The 16142-nt window shown below is 68.2% G+C and carries 15 protein-coding genes; 8 read left to right on the top strand and 7 right to left on the bottom strand.

The window, feature by feature from the left end:
* The 6 genes from AB4Z01_RS18980 to AB4Z01_RS18955 form a co-directional block, all read right to left on the bottom strand.
* On the bottom strand, nucleotides 1-306 hold a 306-nt coding region (locus AB4Z01_RS18980), incomplete at its 3' end, for an SDR family NAD(P)-dependent oxidoreductase (RefSeq protein WP_441696107.1).
* A gap of 43 nt (nucleotides 307-349) precedes the next feature.
* Complete coding sequence (locus AB4Z01_RS18975; RefSeq protein WP_441696106.1) at nucleotides 350-1528, bottom strand: DUF3734 domain-containing protein; 1179 nt, start codon at nucleotides 1526-1528, stop codon at nucleotides 350-352.
* Between the two features lie 16 nt (nucleotides 1529-1544).
* Entirely contained in the window at nucleotides 1545-2282 is a 738-nt protein-coding gene (locus AB4Z01_RS18970) for an acetoacetate decarboxylase (RefSeq protein WP_441696105.1), read from the bottom strand.
* A 176-nt stretch (nucleotides 2283-2458) separates the two neighbouring features.
* Nucleotides 2459-2887 (bottom strand): hypothetical protein, encoded by a 429-nt coding sequence (locus AB4Z01_RS18965; protein ID WP_441696104.1) that lies wholly within the window; start codon nucleotides 2885-2887, stop codon nucleotides 2459-2461.
* A 31-nt stretch (nucleotides 2888-2918) separates the two neighbouring features.
* Nucleotides 2919-3680, bottom strand: coding sequence for an SDR family oxidoreductase (locus AB4Z01_RS18960; RefSeq protein WP_441696103.1), 762 nt, complete (start codon nucleotides 3678-3680; stop codon nucleotides 2919-2921).
* Nucleotides 3681-4091: 411 nt separating this feature from the next.
* The gene (locus tag AB4Z01_RS18955) at nucleotides 4092-5672 is read right to left on the bottom strand and encodes an aldehyde dehydrogenase (NADP(+)) (RefSeq protein WP_441696102.1); all 1581 of its coding nucleotides are present in this window, start codon (nucleotides 5670-5672) and stop codon (nucleotides 4092-4094) included.
* A gap of 395 nt (nucleotides 5673-6067) precedes the next feature.
* Here AB4Z01_RS18955 and AB4Z01_RS18950 point away from each other — a divergent pair, with 395 nt between their 5' ends.
* Complete coding sequence (locus AB4Z01_RS18950) at nucleotides 6068-6787, top strand: hypothetical protein (RefSeq protein WP_441696101.1); 720 nt, start codon at nucleotides 6068-6070, stop codon at nucleotides 6785-6787.
* Between the two features lie 10 nt (nucleotides 6788-6797).
* Here AB4Z01_RS18950 and AB4Z01_RS18945 read toward each other — a convergent pair whose 3' ends face one another.
* On the bottom strand, nucleotides 6798-7739 hold the full coding sequence (locus tag AB4Z01_RS18945; protein WP_441696100.1) for a GlxA family transcriptional regulator: 942 nt from the start codon (nucleotides 7737-7739) through the stop codon (nucleotides 6798-6800).
* 211 nt (nucleotides 7740-7950) lie between these two features.
* Here AB4Z01_RS18945 and AB4Z01_RS18940 point away from each other — a divergent pair, with 211 nt between their 5' ends.
* From AB4Z01_RS18940 to AB4Z01_RS18910, 7 genes are all read left to right on the top strand, one after another.
* Entirely contained in the window at nucleotides 7951-8775 is an 825-nt protein-coding gene (locus tag AB4Z01_RS18940; protein ID WP_441696099.1) for an alpha/beta fold hydrolase, read from the top strand.
* Nucleotides 8776-9025: 250 nt separating this feature from the next.
* Entirely contained in the window at nucleotides 9026-10357 is a 1332-nt protein-coding gene (locus AB4Z01_RS18935) for an ABC transporter substrate-binding protein (protein WP_441696098.1), read from the top strand.
* A 47-nt stretch (nucleotides 10358-10404) separates the two neighbouring features.
* Nucleotides 10405-11277: an ABC transporter permease gene (locus AB4Z01_RS18930; RefSeq protein WP_441696097.1), complete on the top strand. Its 873-nt coding sequence runs from the start codon at nucleotides 10405-10407 to the stop codon at nucleotides 11275-11277.
* Nucleotides 11274-12143 (top strand): ABC transporter permease, encoded by an 870-nt coding sequence (locus tag AB4Z01_RS18925; protein ID WP_441696096.1) that lies wholly within the window; start codon nucleotides 11274-11276, stop codon nucleotides 12141-12143. The genes AB4Z01_RS18930 and AB4Z01_RS18925 overlap by 4 nt, the downstream gene beginning before the upstream one ends.
* On the top strand, nucleotides 12140-13243 hold the full coding sequence (locus tag AB4Z01_RS18920; RefSeq protein WP_441696095.1) for an ABC transporter ATP-binding protein: 1104 nt from the start codon (nucleotides 12140-12142) through the stop codon (nucleotides 13241-13243). The genes AB4Z01_RS18925 and AB4Z01_RS18920 overlap by 4 nt, the downstream gene beginning before the upstream one ends.
* 85 nt (nucleotides 13244-13328) lie before the next feature.
* Nucleotides 13329-13742: a (2Fe-2S)-binding protein gene (locus AB4Z01_RS18915; RefSeq protein WP_441696094.1), complete on the top strand. Its 414-nt coding sequence runs from the start codon at nucleotides 13329-13331 to the stop codon at nucleotides 13740-13742.
* Nucleotides 13743-13744: 2 nt separating this feature from the next.
* Nucleotides 13745-16132 carry a xanthine dehydrogenase family protein molybdopterin-binding subunit gene (locus AB4Z01_RS18910; RefSeq protein ID WP_441696093.1) on the top strand — a complete coding sequence of 796 codons (2388 nt, stop codon included), beginning with the start codon at nucleotides 13745-13747 and terminating at the stop codon, nucleotides 16130-16132.
* Nucleotides 16133-16142: the final 10 nt, after the last annotated feature.

The following is a 16142-nucleotide window of genomic DNA, read 5'->3' as shown; positions in this document are numbered from 1 at the left end:
GAATTCCTCCACCGGCGCGGTGAACTGGATGCCGGCATTGTTCACCAGGATGTCGACCCGGCCGAGCTTCTCGACCGTGGCCGCCACCAGGCCGCGCACCGCGTCGCCCTTCGACATGTCGGCGCCGTCATAGACCGCGCGCACCCCGTGCTCGCGCTCGATACCGCTGCGAATCGCCTCGATTTCGCCGGCGTCGCCGAAGCCGTTCAGCACGATGTCGGCACCCTGGCCGGTCAGCACCCGGGCGATGCCCAGCCCGATGCCGCTGGTCGATCCGGTGACGATCGCAACCTTGCCCTTCAACATGGGTGATGTTCCTTGTGGGAGGTGGAATGAAGACGGAAGGGGGTTATTTCGCGCGGTGGACGTCGTGGCTGACCACGCCATCCTCGGGCGACGGCCGGTCCAGCCGGCGTGGATCGGCCAGGGTGCGGCGGATGTCGTCGAGGCCGCTCTGCCAGTGCTCGCGCATCGCGTCCAGCCCGAACTCATAGTCCTTGGAATGGCCCTCATAGGTCTTCGTCTGGTAGATCAGCTGGATGATGTTGTAGGCGCGTTCGCAGGCCAGCTCGGCGATCTCCTGCATCTCCGGATCCGACCTGGCGTCCTCCGGCAGCCGGTCCATCACCCGCTGCAGCGCCCGGCGCATCTTCTGCATCTGCATCATGTAGGTGGTGATGGCGCGGGTGCGGCTGGAATACTGGATGTCCTTCTGCCGGCTCGACACCTCCATCAGGTCGTCCGGCATCCGGCCCTTGGCCGACCACAGATCGACCTGGAAGGTCAGCGTGTCGCGCCGCGGCTCGGTCGACAGCACGTAGGACAGGGGCGTGTTCGAGACCACGCCGCCGTCCCAGTAGAACTCGCCGTCGATCTCGACCGCCGGGAAGCCGGGCGGCAGGGCGCCGGAGGCCATGAAATGCTCCGGCCCCAGCTTGCGCTCSGCCGTRTCGAAATAGGTGAAGTTGCCGCTGCGGACATTGACCGCGCCGACGCTGACCCGGAYGTCGCCGGAATTCAGCCGGTCGAAATCGACCAGCCGCAGCAGCGTGTCGCGCAAGGGCGAGGTGTCGTAGAAGCTGGTGGCGGCATCGCCGGCGAAGGGCGACAGGTAGGGYGGCGGGAAGCGCGGCTTGAAGAAGCCSGGCTGGCCCTGGAACAACGCCCGCATCGCCGCCGCGGCGTTGTGCACCGAGCGCAGGTCGAAGGCGAAGGGCAGCGCCTCCGCCAGGCCCTCGCTGCTCGGCCACTCGACCGGGACGGCGCAGATCGTCTCCCAGAACTCGCGCAGCCGGTCCACCCGCTGCGCCTCGGGCGAGCCGGCGATGATCGCGGTGTTGAGCGCGCCGATCGAAATGCCGGCCAGCCAGGTCGGCTCGATCCCGGCCTCGTGCAGCCCCTCATAGACCCCGGCCTGRTAGGCGCCGAGGGCGCCGCCGCCCTGCAGCACCAGGGCCACGACGTCGTAGGGCGGCACCTCGATGGGCCCGGGGGCGCTGCGCGCCTGCTTCCGTTTCACGCCACGCATTCGGCAATCTCCGGCATCAGGCGAGGTAGTCGTGCACGACGGTGCCGAGGCCGAGCGTCAGGTCGGCGACCAGATGCTTGGCCGACAGCACCTCCAGCACCGGCAGCTCGGCGATCGGCGCCAGGGCGTGCGGATACAGGTCCAGCGCCGCCGGGCCGGTCCAGGCGCCCTTCACGGTCACGTCCTCGAGGTAGTAGCGCACCAGCTCGCAGATCCGCGGGCTGCCGTCGACATGCGGGATGATCTTCAGCAGGAARTTCGGCGCGCCCAGCCCCTTGGCCTCGGCGGCGAGGTCCAGGGCGCGGTGCTTGTAGCCCATGGTGCCGGTGGCGATGCGGACCGAGCCGTAGTTCAGCGTGCCGACCAGGGTGTCGGTCTCCACCGCCAGCGTCGGCTGGGCCAGCTTCTTCGGGAAGCCCCACAGCTCGCGCCCACCGGCGATCGGCGGGTGGTCGTTCAGGAACATCTGGTGGGTGTAGCCGCCGACCTGGCCCTGGTAGCGCACCGGGATCACCTGGCCGCTCTCGGTGTAGTCGCCGAAACCGGTCGAATCCGGCATGCGGATGAACTCGTAGCTGACCACCGGCTCGACGATCTCCAGCGGCTCCGGCACCACCCGGCGCAGCGCCTCCGGGTCGGTGCGGTAGCGGATGATGAAGTACTGGCGGTCGACGAAGCGGTACGGGCCCGGCGGAAACGCCGGGCTGGTCAGCGGCATGGCGAAGGCGGTCTCCCGCACGGTTTTGGCATCCATCGGCTTCCACTCGAAGAGAACGGCAATCGGACCACCGCAACCTGAATTGCGGCGCGACTGCCGGTTCATGGGGATTTGCTACAGCGCGATTTTGGCCGGTCAGGCGGCATCCATGGCCGGCGTGTCGATCTTGTGGACGGCGCGCAGGCCGACCTGGCAGATGTTCAGGCGCGGGGTCATCGGTAGGTCTCCTTCAGGACGAAGCTGGTCGAGCGGGCGTCTGCGATCGCCCAGAGGGTGATGAGCACGCCGAGAGCTGCCGGGAGGGTGACGGCCGGGAAGTCGCGGATCAGCACCGACGGTCCGCAGATGCCGACGGCGACCTCCCAATAGTGGAACAGGGCATGGCCGCTGAGCCACAGGGTGGGAGCCGCCCAGGAGATGACGCGGTATCGCGGCTCCATGACACCGACCAGGTAGGCGGTGCCGACGAACAGGAAGATCAGGCCGATATCGCGGATGAAGTGCTGGTTGAACGGACCGGTGTCGGTCACGCCGGGCACCGCGAAGTACCAGGCCTCGGGCGAAACCAGCATGAAGACGCCGTTCGCCTCGGCCAGGAACCCCATCAATACGGCCAAGCCGATGCAAAGCTGCTTCAGCATCGCTGTGTCCTTTCTTGCTGGCGGTCGCCGGTTACTTCTTCGGCGGCGGGGGAACGTTGGCGAGCCACCAGTCGATCGTGGTGGAGCCGAGGCGGGCGTCCGGGCCGGGCATCAGCGACCGGTCATCCACCCTGATGCCGTAATACGATGCCTCCGGATCCGTGATCACCGGGCGCGGATCCTTGTCGAAGGCCAGGACCTTGGCGATCATGTCGTCGAGGTGGACCGGGACCGGCCCGGCGACCTCCCGCATCCCGTTCGCCGGCGCGGCCAGCGCCGCCTCGGCGACCGCGGCCGCGACATCCTGCGCCGCCATCGGCTGGAACAGCGTGTGCGGCAGGCGTACGGCGCCATCCACCATGGAGATATCGGCGATGGTGCGGATGAACTCGAAGAACTGGCAGGCGCGGACCAATGTGTAGGGGATCGGCGACGCCTTGATCAGGCTCTCCTGCGCCAGCTTGGCACGGAAATAGCCGCTGTCCAGCAGCCGCTCGGTGCCGACGACCGACAGCGCGACGTGATGCCGGACTCCGGCCTTCACCTCGGCCGCGGTGATGTTCCGGCCGGCGGTCTTGAAGAACTCCATGGCCGGGCCGGCCTCGAAGGACGGCGCGTTGGCGAGGTCGACGACCACGTCGGCGCCCGTCAACGCCTCGTCCAGCCCCTGGCCGGTGATGGTGTCGACGCCGGTGCTCGGCGCGGCGGCCAGGGCCTGGTGGCCCTTCTGGGTCAGCCTGGCGACGACCTTCGAGCCGATCAGCCCGGTTCCGCCTATGACGACGATCTTCATGGGTTCACCTCTCGCGAACGGGGCAGCGGTGCTGTGTCAGCCGAGCCCCTTTGCCTGGCGGCCAGCGCCTGGAAACGAGAGGAAGAATCGCGGATCCCGGGGTGGCTCACCATTGTGCCGACCGGTAGTCCGGCACGCCGAAGGATGGGCGAACCTCGACCTTGGCACAGGTCGGGCTGCCAAGTCCCAGAGCACAACGCAAGCAGGCACAGGTCCTGGCCTTTCTGCGCGGCCAGGCCGCGGCGTGCCGGCATGGCGTCCCACATCGCGGCGCCTTGCCTGCCGCCGCCGTCCCCGCTCTCTGCCAGCTCGTCGACCTCCGGCAGCGGAGCTGCCAGCGTCCCGCCGCCCGGATAATCCAACCAGCCGAGTCTGATCCTTGCAGACGTTTCCAGAGATAGCGGACCCGTCTTATCCGCGAGTGCCGTCGACGAGGTGGGGCAGCGTTGCCAGGATCTCCGGCCGCAGTTCCGGCGGCAGCAACTCCTGCGGAAGATCCTGGTAACAGACCGGCCGCAGGAAGCGCCGGATGGCCAGGGTTCCGACCGAGGTGGTGCGGCTGTCCGAGGTGGCGGGGAACGGGCCGCCATGAACCATGGCATGTCCGACCTCAACGCCCGTGGGCCACCCATTTGCGAGGATGCGGCCGGCCTTCTGCTCCAGGATCGGAACCAGCCGGCGGGCCAGTTCGACGTCCTCGCGCTCCAGCTGCAGCGTCACCGTGAGTTGGCCTTCCAGCCGCTCGGCGGCGCTCGCCATCTCCTCGGCCGTCTCGCAGCGCACGACCAGGGCGGCGGCGCCGAACACCTCGTGCGCCAGGCGTTCATCCGCGGCGAAGCTCGGCGCATCCGTGCTGAACAGCGCACTTGGGCTGCGGTTGACGCCGCTGCCGGAAGCGCTCCGCGCCACGGCACGCACCGCAGGATTGGTTTCGAGCGCCTGCACGCCTGCGGCATAGGCCTTGTGGATTCCCTCGGTCAGCATCGGTGCCGGTTCCCGGGTCCCCAGTGCCGCGCCGGCCGCCGCAAGGAAGCGGTCGAGACCCGCGCCCTCGACCGCGAAGATCAAGCCCGGGTTGGTGCAGAACTGGCCGGCGCCGAGCGTCAGCGAGTCGACGAAGCCGGCCGCGATTCCTTCGGCTCGCGCATCGAGGGCGGCGGGCAGGAGGAACACCGGATTGACGCTGCTCATCTCGGCATAGACCGGGATCGGCTCCGCCCGCTGCGCCGCGGCCGCGACCAGCGCCAGCCCGCCGCCGCGTGAGCCGGTGAAGCCGACCGCCTTGATGTGTGGGTGCCTGACCAGGGCCGTGCCGGTCTCGACGGCACCGGGGAGCAGCGAGAACACCCCCTCCGGCATGCCGCATTCGCTCGCCGCCGCCTGGATGGCGCGGCCGACCAGTTCGCTGGTGCCGGGATGCGCCGGATGCCCCTTCACCACCACGGGGCAGCCCGCCGCCAGCGCCGATGCGGTGTCGCCGCCCGCCACGGAAAAGGCCAGCGGGAAGTTGCTGGCCCCGAACACCGCGACCGGGCCGATGGGTATCTGCCGCAGTCTCAGATCGGCGCGCGGCAGTGGCGTCCGCTCCGGCTGCGCCGGGTCGACGCGCAGGTCCAGCCATTCTCCGCTTCGCACGACCTGGGCGAAGAGACGCAGCTGTCCCACCGTGCGCGCCCGCTCGCCCTCGATGCGGGGTCTCGGCAGCCCGGTCTCGGCCGCGGCCCGGTCGACCAGCGTGTCGCCGAGCTCGAGGATGTTGCGAGCGATCGCCTCCAGGAACCCGGCTCGCTCCTCCAGGCCGGTCAGGCGGTAGGCATGGAAGGCGGACCAGGCGAGCTCGCAGGCGCGGGCGACCTCGGCTTCGCCGGCGAAGGCGAAGGCCGGATCGAGGGTGTCTCCCGTGGCGGGATTCACTGCCCGCAAGGGCCGCTCGGCCGGGTTGATCGAGGCTGAGCCGATCAAGATGTCGCCGGTGATCGTGTTCGATACCATGGTGCTGATCCGGGTTGGGGCCTTGCTGGTCGCATTCGAAGGGTGGCGGGTGCTTCCGCCTCGCCCCGGATCAAACGCAGAGAGCGCGGACCGAGAGTTGGCCGCGCTCCGGCTCGAACCGGCAGACGCCTTGAACGCATTGGTAAGGACGTAGATGGCACCGCTGGAGCCTCGGACAACTGTCGGGCGAGCATAGCCGAGGCGCAGTGACGGACCCCTTTGATGCCACCGGTCTGCGATGTCCGCTATCGGGTGCAATCCGTCGATCAGGGCGAAGCGGCCCTGCGGCTTCTGGCCGGAAACAAGGCATCTGCGACGTTCGCACCCGCTCGATGAGCCCATAGTCTCCACGTCGTACGGTCGTATGTCGCGGCCCACCGCAGGAGGAACATGTCATGACGGGGCTCAGGGATTTCGCGATCGAAGCCCATGGCGGATTGCAGCGCTGGCGGCAATTCGAACGGCTCACGGCCGATCTCGAACAGGGCGGGGTGCTGTGGCCGTTGAAGGGGCAGCCGCAGACCCTCGAGCGCACCACGGTCACGGTCGACCTGCGCAAGGAATGGGCCTCCCATGCCCCGTTCGGCGCCGGGCACCGCCATTCCGTATTCGAGCCCGGGCGGGTGGCTTTGGAAACCGCGGACGGGACGCTGCTGGAGGAGCTTCGGGATCCTCGCAGGAGCTTCGCGGGCCACACGCTGCAGACGCCGTGGACGGAGCTTCAGCTGGCCTACTTCGCCGGCTGCGCCATGTGGACATATCTCAACACGCCCTTCCTGCTCGCCTGGCCGGAGGTCGAGACCGAGGAGATCGAACCGTTGCGGACGAGCAGGGGGCTCTGGCGCCGTCTCGCCGTCCGCTTCCCGGCTGACATCGCGACGCACAGCGCGGTGCAGACGCTGCACTTCGATGCCGAGGGGCTGCTGAGGCGCCACGACTATGACGTGGAGATCGCCGGCAACACGCCGGGCGCCCACCTCGTCGACGACTATGTGGATGTCTCGGGCATCAGGGTTCCGACCAAGAGGCGCATCTTCGCCCGCCAGCCCGACGGCAGCTTCAGCGAAGAGCCCCTGGTGGTGTCGATCGATCTGTCCGATATCCGGCTGAGCTGACGCCCGGTCCCTAAAGCACGGCGAGGGTGCCCGCTTCGTTTCGGATCGCCCTGGGCACCTCGCCATGCGCCCGGATGAAGGCCTGGCGCATGCGCTCGCGGTTGGCGAAGCCCGACTGCTGCGCGACGACCTCGATGGGCAGCCGGCTCTGCTCCAGCATCAGCTTCGCGGCCTCGATCCGCAGGGCCTCGACCGCCTTCGCCGGGGTCGTTCCGGTCTGCGAGCGGAACAAGCGCGCGAACTGTCTTGGGCTCAGGCAAGCCGCACGCGCCAGATCCTCCGTGCTCAGGCTCTCGCGCAGATTCTGCCTGGCATAGGTCAGCGCCCGCTGAATCCTGTCCTCGCTGACGCCGAGATCCAGCAGGGCGGAATGCTGCGACTGTCCGCCGGACCGCCGGTGGTACATGACCATGCCTTTGGCGACGGCGCGGGCCGGCTCCGGCCCCAGGTCCCGCTCGATCATCCCGACGACCAGGTCCATTCCGGCGCTCATGCCGGCCGAGGTCCAGATCTGGCCGTCCGCGACGAAGATCTTGTCCATGTCGACCCGGCAGTCCGGAAACCGGACCTGCAGCTCCGCCGCATAGCGCCAATGCGTCGTCGCCCGTCGCCGGTTCAGCAGCCCGGCATCCCCGAGAACGAAGGAGCCCAGGCAGATCGACGCGACGCGACGCGCATCCCCGGCGGCGGCGCGGAGAAGCCGGACCAGCCCCGGCGACGAGGTCGGGATCTCGAGCCCGGCAGCGACGATGAGCGTGTCCAAGGGGCTCTGGTCGAACGGCTCCGTCATGACCTGGATCCCGGAGGAGGAGGCGACGAGCCCGCCATCCTCCGACAGCACGCGGACGTCGTAGACCTTCTCTCCCGCATGCTTGTTGGCCACGTCGAAGGCCGCGACCGCGCCGAAGCAGACGGCCTGGAAGCTCGGGCACAGAACCAAGCCAACTCTCATGATTCCTCCTGGACACGACGCCCGCCGTATCTGGTTGCGCGCTCCCCCCTCGCCAATCCCATGGCCGGAATGATGGCATCTACGTCCTGTCTGCCCCGATTGTCGACTGGTACGTCTCGGTCATCCAGACCGCGTGCTTCCGCGTCGTGCCGCCGCGGCCCGAACGGCCGGCCCATATGGCGCCGTTCCACACAGTTCAAAGGGAAATCCTATGTCACTCGAAACGGTGAAGACCGAGTTCGTCGAAGCCGGCGGCATTCGCTTCGGCTTCAGGCGCCTCGGCCCGGCAAGGGGAACGCCCCTCGTCTTCCTGCAGCATTTCACCGGCACCATCGAGTCCTGGGATCCGGCGGTGGTGAACGGGCTGGCGGAGATGCGGCCGGTCATCGTCTTCAACAATGCCGGCGTTGGCTCGTCGACGGGTGTCACACCGGACAGCGTCGAGCAGATGGCGGCGGATGCGGAAAGCTTCATCAATGCCCTCGGGCTCGAGCAAGCCGATCTTCTCGGCTTCTCCCTGGGCGGCATGCTTGCACAGATCCTCGCGGCCGAACGCCCCGGCCTGGTCCGAAAGATCATCGTCGCCGGGGCGGCGCCCCGGGGCGGGGAGGAGCATCTGCTGGCGGTCGTGGAGGATGCATTCTCCCGCGGCGCGGCGGATGTCCGGCTGCCGCTGTTCTTCACGCCGTCCGAGGCCAGCCAGAGCGCCGGGAAGGCCTTCGTCGCGCGGGCCGCGGCGCGCTCGCAGGACCGGGATCCGGACAGCGGGGACGATGTCAGCCAGCCCCAGGCCAAGGCGATCATCGGCTGGTGCGCCCGCCAGGACGAAGGCGACCGGACCCTCCGCGCCATCGGGCAGCCCACGCTGATCGTCCACGGCAGCGACGACACGATGTTCCCCAGCATCAACGCCTACACCATGTTCAAGGCGATGAAGCGGGCGCATCTCATCCTCTATCCGGACTCCGGTCACGGCGCGCTGTTCCAGTATCCGGAGCTGTTCGTCGCGCATTGCCGCACGTTCCTGGACAGCTGACCGAAGATACGGATTGAACCGAGCAAGATGAACGATCTTCGACAGCGGGTGATCGAGGCCCATGGCGGCCCGATGGCCTCGGCGCCCCGAATGCCAGCCGTGTCAGCCGTCGCGGCATAAGGCGGACTTATGAGCAATATTTAAACTACAAATTTGCCAATAATTGTCCGGCCACTACTGTGTTGATCAGATTGAAGCATGCGGTGCGATTGGCGACTGATCAGCGCAGATCTATGACGGAGGGGCCGAGATGTCCGGGAATGGCAGGGATCACAAGGAGCGGAAGCCGGCGGCGAACGGGCTGTCGCTGCGCTCGCTCCTGAAGGCCGGCGCGGCGGCCGCCGGAGCCGCGGTCGGGTCCGGCGCGGTCCGGGGCTTCCCGACGATCTGGGCGCAGGAGATCAAGGACATCGAACTGCGCCATGTCGGCGTGTCCTACTCGGTGGTCAAGGCGATCGGCGATCAGGCGGCGAAGGATCTCGGCTTCAAGGTGACGATGCAGAATCTCGACACCTCCGCCGCGATCAACCGCTTCATCACCCAGCCGAACACGGTCGACATCGCCGACGTCGAGGGCTGGCAGGCCAAGCTCGCGACCAGGCGGGGCGTGACCCAGGGCATCGAGGTCAAGAAGATCAAGGAGTTCAGCAACATCCTGCCGATCTTCACCAAGGGCGGGATCGAAGGGCACAAGATCCCGCGCCAGGGCATTTCGCCATACGAGGCGATGTATATCGAGACGCCGGCGGCGACCGAGCTGCATGAGGGCGTCACCGAATGGGCGACCTTCCTGCCCCAGGTGTACAACGCGGATTCGATCGGCTATCGGCCGGACCTCGTCGGCCACGAGGTCACCGCGTGGCGGGACCTCATCGACCCGAAGTTCAAGGGCAAGGCGGCCATCCTGGACGTCCCCGCCATCGGCATCATGGACGCCGCGCTGTGCTTCGAGAGCGCCGGGCTGATCGCCTATGGCAACAAGGGGAACATGACCAAGGCTGAGATCGACTTCACGATCGACAAGCTGATCGAGCTGAAGCGGGCCGGCCATTTCCGGGCCACCTGGACGACCTTCGACCAGTCGGTGCAGCTGATGGCCGCCGGCGAGGTGATCATCCAGTCGATGTGGTCGCCGGCCGTCGCCGCGGTCCGGGTCAAGGACATCCCCTGCGTCTATGCACCCGTCAATGTGAAGGACGGCAAGGAAGGGTATCGCGGCTGGTGCAACGGCATGGCGCTGATGAAGCACCTCTCGGGCAAGAAGCTCGACGCGGCCTACGAATATCTCAACTGGTACCTGTCCGGCTGGCAGGGCGGCTTCGTGGCTCGCTACGGCTATTACAGCCCGGTCCCGTCGACGGCGAAGACGTTCCTCAGCGACGCCGAATGGCAGTACTGGTACGAGGGCAAGCCGGCCCCCGAGGTGATCAAGGATCCCTATGGCATTCCGATGGAGCAGCCCGGCGTCAGACGGGACGGCGGCTCGTTCCTCGACCGTGTGACCAACATCTCCTGCTGGAACACGCTGATGGACGAGGCCGGCTACATGAACAAGCGCTGGAACGACTTCAAGGTCGCCTGAGCCCGTCCGGCCGGCCGGTGCCGGTCTCCCTCATTGCCGGAGGTCCCATGATGCCTTCCGCTGCCGCGCGCAGCCTGACCGGCTGGCTGCTCGTCGCCCCGCTGGTCCTGGTGCTGGTGCCGTTCTTCGTGGCGCCGATCCTGATGGTGCTGGCGGCGAGCGTGTTCGAGACCGACGGCTTCGGCGGCATCCTGCCGGGCTTCACCCTTTCGAACTATGCCGACCAGCTGTCGTCCGGGCTCACCTTCAACCTCTACTACGAGACGGTGAAGTTCACCGTCCTCACCTGGTTCTTCTCGCTGCTCCTCGGCTTCTCCGTGGCCTATTTCCTGGCCTTCCACATCCGCAGCAAGCTGCTGGCCATCGGCCTGTTCCTGCTCTGCACGGTGCCGTTCTGGACGTCCAACATCATCCGCATGATCTCCTGGATCCCGCTGCTCGGGAAGGAAGGGCTCGTCAACATGGTCCTGATGCGCGCCGGGATCGTCGATCAGCCGCTCGAATTCCTGCTGTTCTCGGGCTTCGCCGTGGTCGTGGCCTATGTCCATCAGCTCACGATCTTCATGATCGTGCCGATCTTCAACGCCATGGCGCGGATCGACCGCCGGGTGCTCGAAGCCGCCCTGGACGCCGGGGCGAGCCGTTTCGACATCATGCGACTGGTGATTGTGCCGATGTCGAAGAGCGGCATCGCCCTCGGCTCGATCTTCGTCGTCTCGATCGTGATGGGCGACTTCTTCGTGGTGAAGGTGATGTCCGGCGGCGGCTCGGCCTCGGTGGTCGGGGCGTTCTACGAGGACATATCGGTGCTGCAATACCCGTCCGCCGCGGCCGCCGCGGTGCTGCTCACCGTGGTGCTCGTCGCGGTGATCGGGCTGATCCTGCGGACGGTCGACATCCGCCGGGAGATCACCCGATGAGCGCCGCCGCATCGGGCAGGGCCATGGGCCGCGGCGGCGGCAGGCCGTGGACCTTCTGGGTCCTGGCCGGCGTCTTCGCCTTCTACGTCGCGGCGCTCTACGGGCCGATGCTGTGCATCTACATCCTGTCGTTCCAGGACGTCCGCGGCGGCCTGGTCTTCCCGATGCGGGGCGTGTCGCTGTACTGGTTCATCGACCTGTTCACGCAGGCCCGCACGGGGGACGTCAAGGGCGCCTTCGACCGGTCGATCCGGCTTGCCGCGCTCGTCACCGCGATCACGGTCGTGGTCTCGTTCCTCGCCGGCCTGGCGTTCCGCCGCCGCTTCGCGGGCGACACGGCGGTGTTCTATCTGATGATCGGCAGCCTGGTCGCGCCCGGCCTCGTGCTCGGCATCGGCACCGGCCTGATCTTCACCCTCCTGGGCATCGAGGCGACCTGGTACACCGCCGCGCTCGGGGCGCAGCTGTCCTGGACGCTGCCCTTCGGCGTGCTGGTGATGTTCGCGGTCATGTCGCGCTTCGACCGGGCCTGGGAAGAGGCGGCGCGCGACCTCGGCGCATCGCCGCTGCAGACCATCCGCCTCGTCATCGTGCCGATCCTCGCCCCCGGGCTGGTCGCGGTCGCGCTGTTCGGCTTCACGCTGTCCTATGACGAGTTCGCCCGTACCCTGCAGACGGCCGGCACCCTCAACACCCTGCCGCTCGAGATCTGGAGCATGACGCTCAACGTGACCTCGCCGTCGCTCTACGCGCTCGGCACGGTCACCACGATCGTCTCCTTCCTGATCATCGGCGCGGGCCTGACCGCGATCGCCCTGATCCAGAGGCGGCGGATGCCACCCAGCCGCGGAAGGACGGACGCATGATCGTCGGGCGTGGACATATCGAGCTTGCCGGCGTGTGCAAGTCCTTCGACGGCGGCACATTGGCGGTCGACGGCGTCAACCTGAAGATCCCCGATGGCGCCTATTGCTGCTTTCTCGGGCCGTCCGGCTGCGGCAAGACGACCATCCTGCGGATGATCGCCGGCCATGAGGAACCGACGGATGGCGAGATCCTGATCGGGGGCGAGAATGTCGTCGGGCTGCCGCCGATCGCGCGGCGCACGGCGATGATGTTCCAGTCCTACGCGCTGTTCCCCCATCTGAACGTGCGCGACAACATCGCCTTTGCCCTCAGGGTGCGGGGCCTGTCGCGGGCGGCCCGCCGTGACGCCGCCGAGGCCATGATCGAGAAGGTGCGGCTCGGCGAGCTGGCCGACCGGCTGCCGGCGCAGCTTTCCGGCGGCCAGCAGCAGCGCGTGGCGCTCGCCCGTGCCGCGATCACCGAGCCGAGGGTCCTGCTGCTCGACGAGCCGCTCTCGGCCCTCGACGAGCAGCTGCGCGTGCAGATGCGGCAGGAGCTGCGGCGGATGCAGCGCGAACTCGGCATCACCTTCGTCCATGTGACCCACACCCAGCTCGAGGCCATCGCGCTCGCCGATGTCGTGGTGGTGATGGAGAAGGGGCGCATCAAGCAGGCCGGCGCCGCGCGGGAGGTCTATGCCGCCCCGACCGACCGCTATGTCGCGGAATTCCTCGGCGGGCAGAACGTGCTGTCGGGGCGCGTGCAGACGGTGAACGGCAGCAAGATGCGGGTCGCGGCCCTGGACGCGTCGGAGATCGAGGTGCCGCTGTCGGCCGGGCGGCGGGTCGCGGCCGGCGAGCGGATCGACGTGGCCGTGCGGCGCGACGACATCGAGCTGGTCCGGCCGGGAACCCCGCTGCCCGCGGACGTCACGGCACTGGCCAGCCGGGTCTGCGCCGTCGAGTATCAGGGTTCCTTCGTCAAGGTCATGCTCGATGCCGCCGGCGGCACCGAATTCGTCGCCTATGTGCCGGAGCGGCGCTTCTTCGAGAACCCGGTCGATGTCGGCGAGGTCGTGCTCGCCACCTGGCGCGTCGAGCGCGCCCGCCTTCTGTCGTGACGCCTGCCATGGAGACGCCGATGCAGATCCGCTTCACCCTCAACGGCCGGCCGCTCGATATCGAGGTCGAGCCGCATCTCCTCCTGTGGAGCTGCTGCGCGAACGGCTCGGCCTGACCGGAACCCATATCGGCTGCGACACCAGCCAGTGCGGCGCCTGCATGATCCATCTGAACGGCGCCTCGGTGAAGAGCTGCACCGTCCTCGCGGTCTCCGCGGACGGCGCCGACCTGGTCACCATCGAGGGGCTGGCGGGACCGGAGGGCCTGCACCCGATGCAGCGCGCCTTCCATGAGCACCACGGCCTGCAATGCGGCTTCTGCACGCCCGGCATGATCATGAGCGCGGTCGACCTCGCCCGTCGCCATCCGGCGCCGACGGAAGGCCAGGTGCGGGCCTGGCTGGTCGGCAACATCTGCCGCTGCACCGGCTACCAGAACATCGTCGCCTCCGTCATCGCCGGCGCCGCGGCGATGCACCCGGCGCCGGCAGGAGAGTGAGCATGGGCAAGGTCATCGGGATCGGGGCCGCGCCGCTGCGCAAGGAAGACCAGCGCTTCATCACCGGCAAGGGCCGGTACGTGGCCGACATCAAGCTGCCGGGAATGACGGCCGGCGTGTTTCTGCGATCGCCGCATGCCCACGCGATCATCAGGAGCATCGACGTCTCGGCGGCGTCCGCCTCGCCCGGTGTTCTCGGCGTCTACACCGCGGCGGACCTCCGGGCGGCCGGCGTCGGCTCGCTGCCCTGCGGCTGGGGCATCACCGGCCAGGACGGCAAGCCGATGAAGGAGCCGCCATTCCCGCTGCTCGCCGATGGCAGGGTCCGCTTCGTCGGCGACATGGTGGCGTTCGTCGTGGCGGAGACGGTCGAGCAGGCCTGCGCCGGCGCCGAGGCGATCGCGGTCGACTACGACACGCTTCCGGCCGTCGCCGGCGTGCTCGACGCGGTGAAGCCGGGCGCGCCGCAGCTGTTCGACGACGTGCCGGGCAACCTCTGCTGCGACTGGGCGCTGGGCGATGCGGCCGCGACCGAAGCGGCCTTCGCCGCGGCAGCCCATGTCGCCCATATCAGCCTGGTGAACAACCGCCTGATCGGCAACCCGATGGAGCCGCGTGCCGCAGTCGCCGAATACAATGCCGCTACCAGCCAGCACACGCTGTGGACCACCAGCCAGTTCCCGCATGTCGTGCGGCTGCTGATGGGCAGCTTCGTGCTCGGTATCCCGCAGCACAAGCTGCGGGTGGTGGCGCCGGATGTCGGCGGCGGTTTCGGCACCAAGCAGTTCCACTATGGCGAGGAGGCCGTCGTCACCTGGGCGGCCGCCAGGGTCGGCCGGCCGGTGAAATGGGTGGCGGAGCGCTCCGAAGGCTTCATGTCCGACCGCCACGGCCGCGACCACGTCACCGAAGCCGAGCTGGCGCTCGACGAGAACGGCATGTTCCTCGGGCTGCGGGTGTCGACGCTGGCCAATATGGGCGGCTATCTCTCGACCTTCGGCCCCAATATCCCGACCAACCTCTACGGGCCGCTGCTGTCCGGCGTCTACCGGATCGCCGCGATCCACTGCCGGGTGCAGGTCGTCTTCACCAACACCGTGCCGGTCGACGCCTATCGCGGGGCGGGGCGGCCGGAGGCGACCTTCGTGGTCGAGCGGCTGGTCGATGTCGCGGCGGCGGAGATGGGGATCGACCGGATCGAGATCCGGCGCCGCAACATGATCCCGACGGAGGCCTATCCGTACCAGACGCCGGTGCTGGTGGAGTACGATTCGGGCGATCCGCTCGGCTGCCTCGACCGGGTGCTGGTGGAAGCCGACCACGCCGGCTTCGCCGGCCGCAAGGCGGCCTCCGCCTCGTCCGGCAAGCTGCGCGGGCTCGGGGTCTCGACCTATGTCGAGGCCTGCGGCTTGGCGCCGTCGCGCCTCGCCGGGCGGCTCGGTGCCCGCGGCGGGCTGTATGAGAGCGCCACCGTGCGGGTCCACCCGACCGGGCAGGTGACGGTCCTGATCGGCACCCACAGCCACGGCCAGGGCCATGAGACGACCTTCGCCCAGATCGTGTCAGAGAAGCTCGGCGTCGCCTTCGAGGATGTCGACATCGTCTTCGGCGACACCGACAAGGTGCAGTTCGGCATGGGCACCTATGGCTCGCGCTCGCTGGTCGTCGGCGGGGCCGCGCTGTGCAAGGCCAGCGACAAGGTGATCGCCAAGGGCCGGAAGATCGCGGCCCATCTGCTGGAGGCGGGCGAGCAGGATATCGTCTTCGAGCTCGGCGCCTTCTCCCTCGTCGGCACCGACCGGAAGAAGAGCTTCGAAGACATCGCGCTGGCCGCCTATGTCCCGCACGACTATCCGCTCGAGGTGCTGGAGCCGGGGCTGGAGGAGCAGGCCTATTACGATCCGGTCAACTTCACCTATCCGGGCGGGGCCCATATCTGCGAGGTCGAGATCGACCCGGAAACCGGGGTGGTGTCGCTGCTGCGCTACACCGCCGTCGACGATGTCGGCACCGTGATCAACCCGATGATCGTCGAGGGCCAGCTGCATGGCGGCATCGCGCAAGGGGTGGGCCAGGCGCTCTACGAGACCTGCGTCTATGACGACGCTTCGGGCCAGCTCCTCTCCGGCTCCTTCATGGACTACTGCATGCCGCGCGCCGACCACCTACCGGCGATGACGATCAGAACCCACTCGACCTTGTGCACCCACACCCCGATGGGGGTGAAGGGCTGCGGTGAGGTCGGCACCATCGGGTCGCCGGCCGCCGTGATCAATGCGGTCGTCGACGCGCTCGGCCATCTCGGAGTCACCCATGTGGACATGCCCGCCAGCCCGAACCGCATCTGGCGGATCATCCAGAACGCCACCCTGCCGCGCGCGGCCGAATAGGGGAGGGGAG

Origin of the sequence: Inquilinus sp. YAF38 (assembly GCF_052113205.1) — a bacterium.
Lineage (GTDB): Bacteria > Pseudomonadota > Alphaproteobacteria > DSM-16000 > Inquilinaceae > Inquilinus.
This window is presented reverse-complemented; position numbering and strand designations above follow the sequence as displayed.

Excerpts from the sequence above, each read along its gene's own strand:
- AB4Z01_RS18965 (WP_441696104.1), bottom strand. The coding sequence starts at position 2,887 with ATGCTGAAGCAGCTTTGCATCGGCTTGGCCGTATTGATGGGGTTCCTG.
- AB4Z01_RS18960 (WP_441696103.1), bottom strand. The coding sequence starts at position 3,680 with ATGAAGATCGTCGTCATAGGCGGAACCGGGCTGATCGGCTCGAAGGTC.
- AB4Z01_RS18955 (WP_441696102.1), bottom strand. The coding sequence starts at position 5,672 with ATGGTATCGAACACGATCACCGGCGACATCTTGATCGGCTCAGCCTCG.
- AB4Z01_RS18950 (WP_441696101.1), top strand. The coding sequence starts at position 6,068 with ATGACGGGGCTCAGGGATTTCGCGATCGAAGCCCATGGCGGATTGCAG.
- AB4Z01_RS18945 (WP_441696100.1), bottom strand. The coding sequence starts at position 7,739 with ATGAGAGTTGGCTTGGTTCTGTGCCCGAGCTTCCAGGCCGTCTGCTTC.
- AB4Z01_RS18940 (WP_441696099.1), top strand. The coding sequence starts at position 7,951 with ATGTCACTCGAAACGGTGAAGACCGAGTTCGTCGAAGCCGGCGGCATT.
- AB4Z01_RS18935 (WP_441696098.1), top strand. The coding sequence starts at position 9,026 with ATGTCCGGGAATGGCAGGGATCACAAGGAGCGGAAGCCGGCGGCGAAC.
- AB4Z01_RS18930 (WP_441696097.1), top strand. The coding sequence starts at position 10,405 with ATGATGCCTTCCGCTGCCGCGCGCAGCCTGACCGGCTGGCTGCTCGTC.
- AB4Z01_RS18925 (WP_441696096.1), top strand. The coding sequence starts at position 11,274 with ATGAGCGCCGCCGCATCGGGCAGGGCCATGGGCCGCGGCGGCGGCAGG.
- AB4Z01_RS18920 (WP_441696095.1), top strand. The coding sequence starts at position 12,140 with ATGATCGTCGGGCGTGGACATATCGAGCTTGCCGGCGTGTGCAAGTCC.
- AB4Z01_RS18910 (WP_441696093.1), top strand. The coding sequence starts at position 13,745 with ATGGGCAAGGTCATCGGGATCGGGGCCGCGCCGCTGCGCAAGGAAGAC.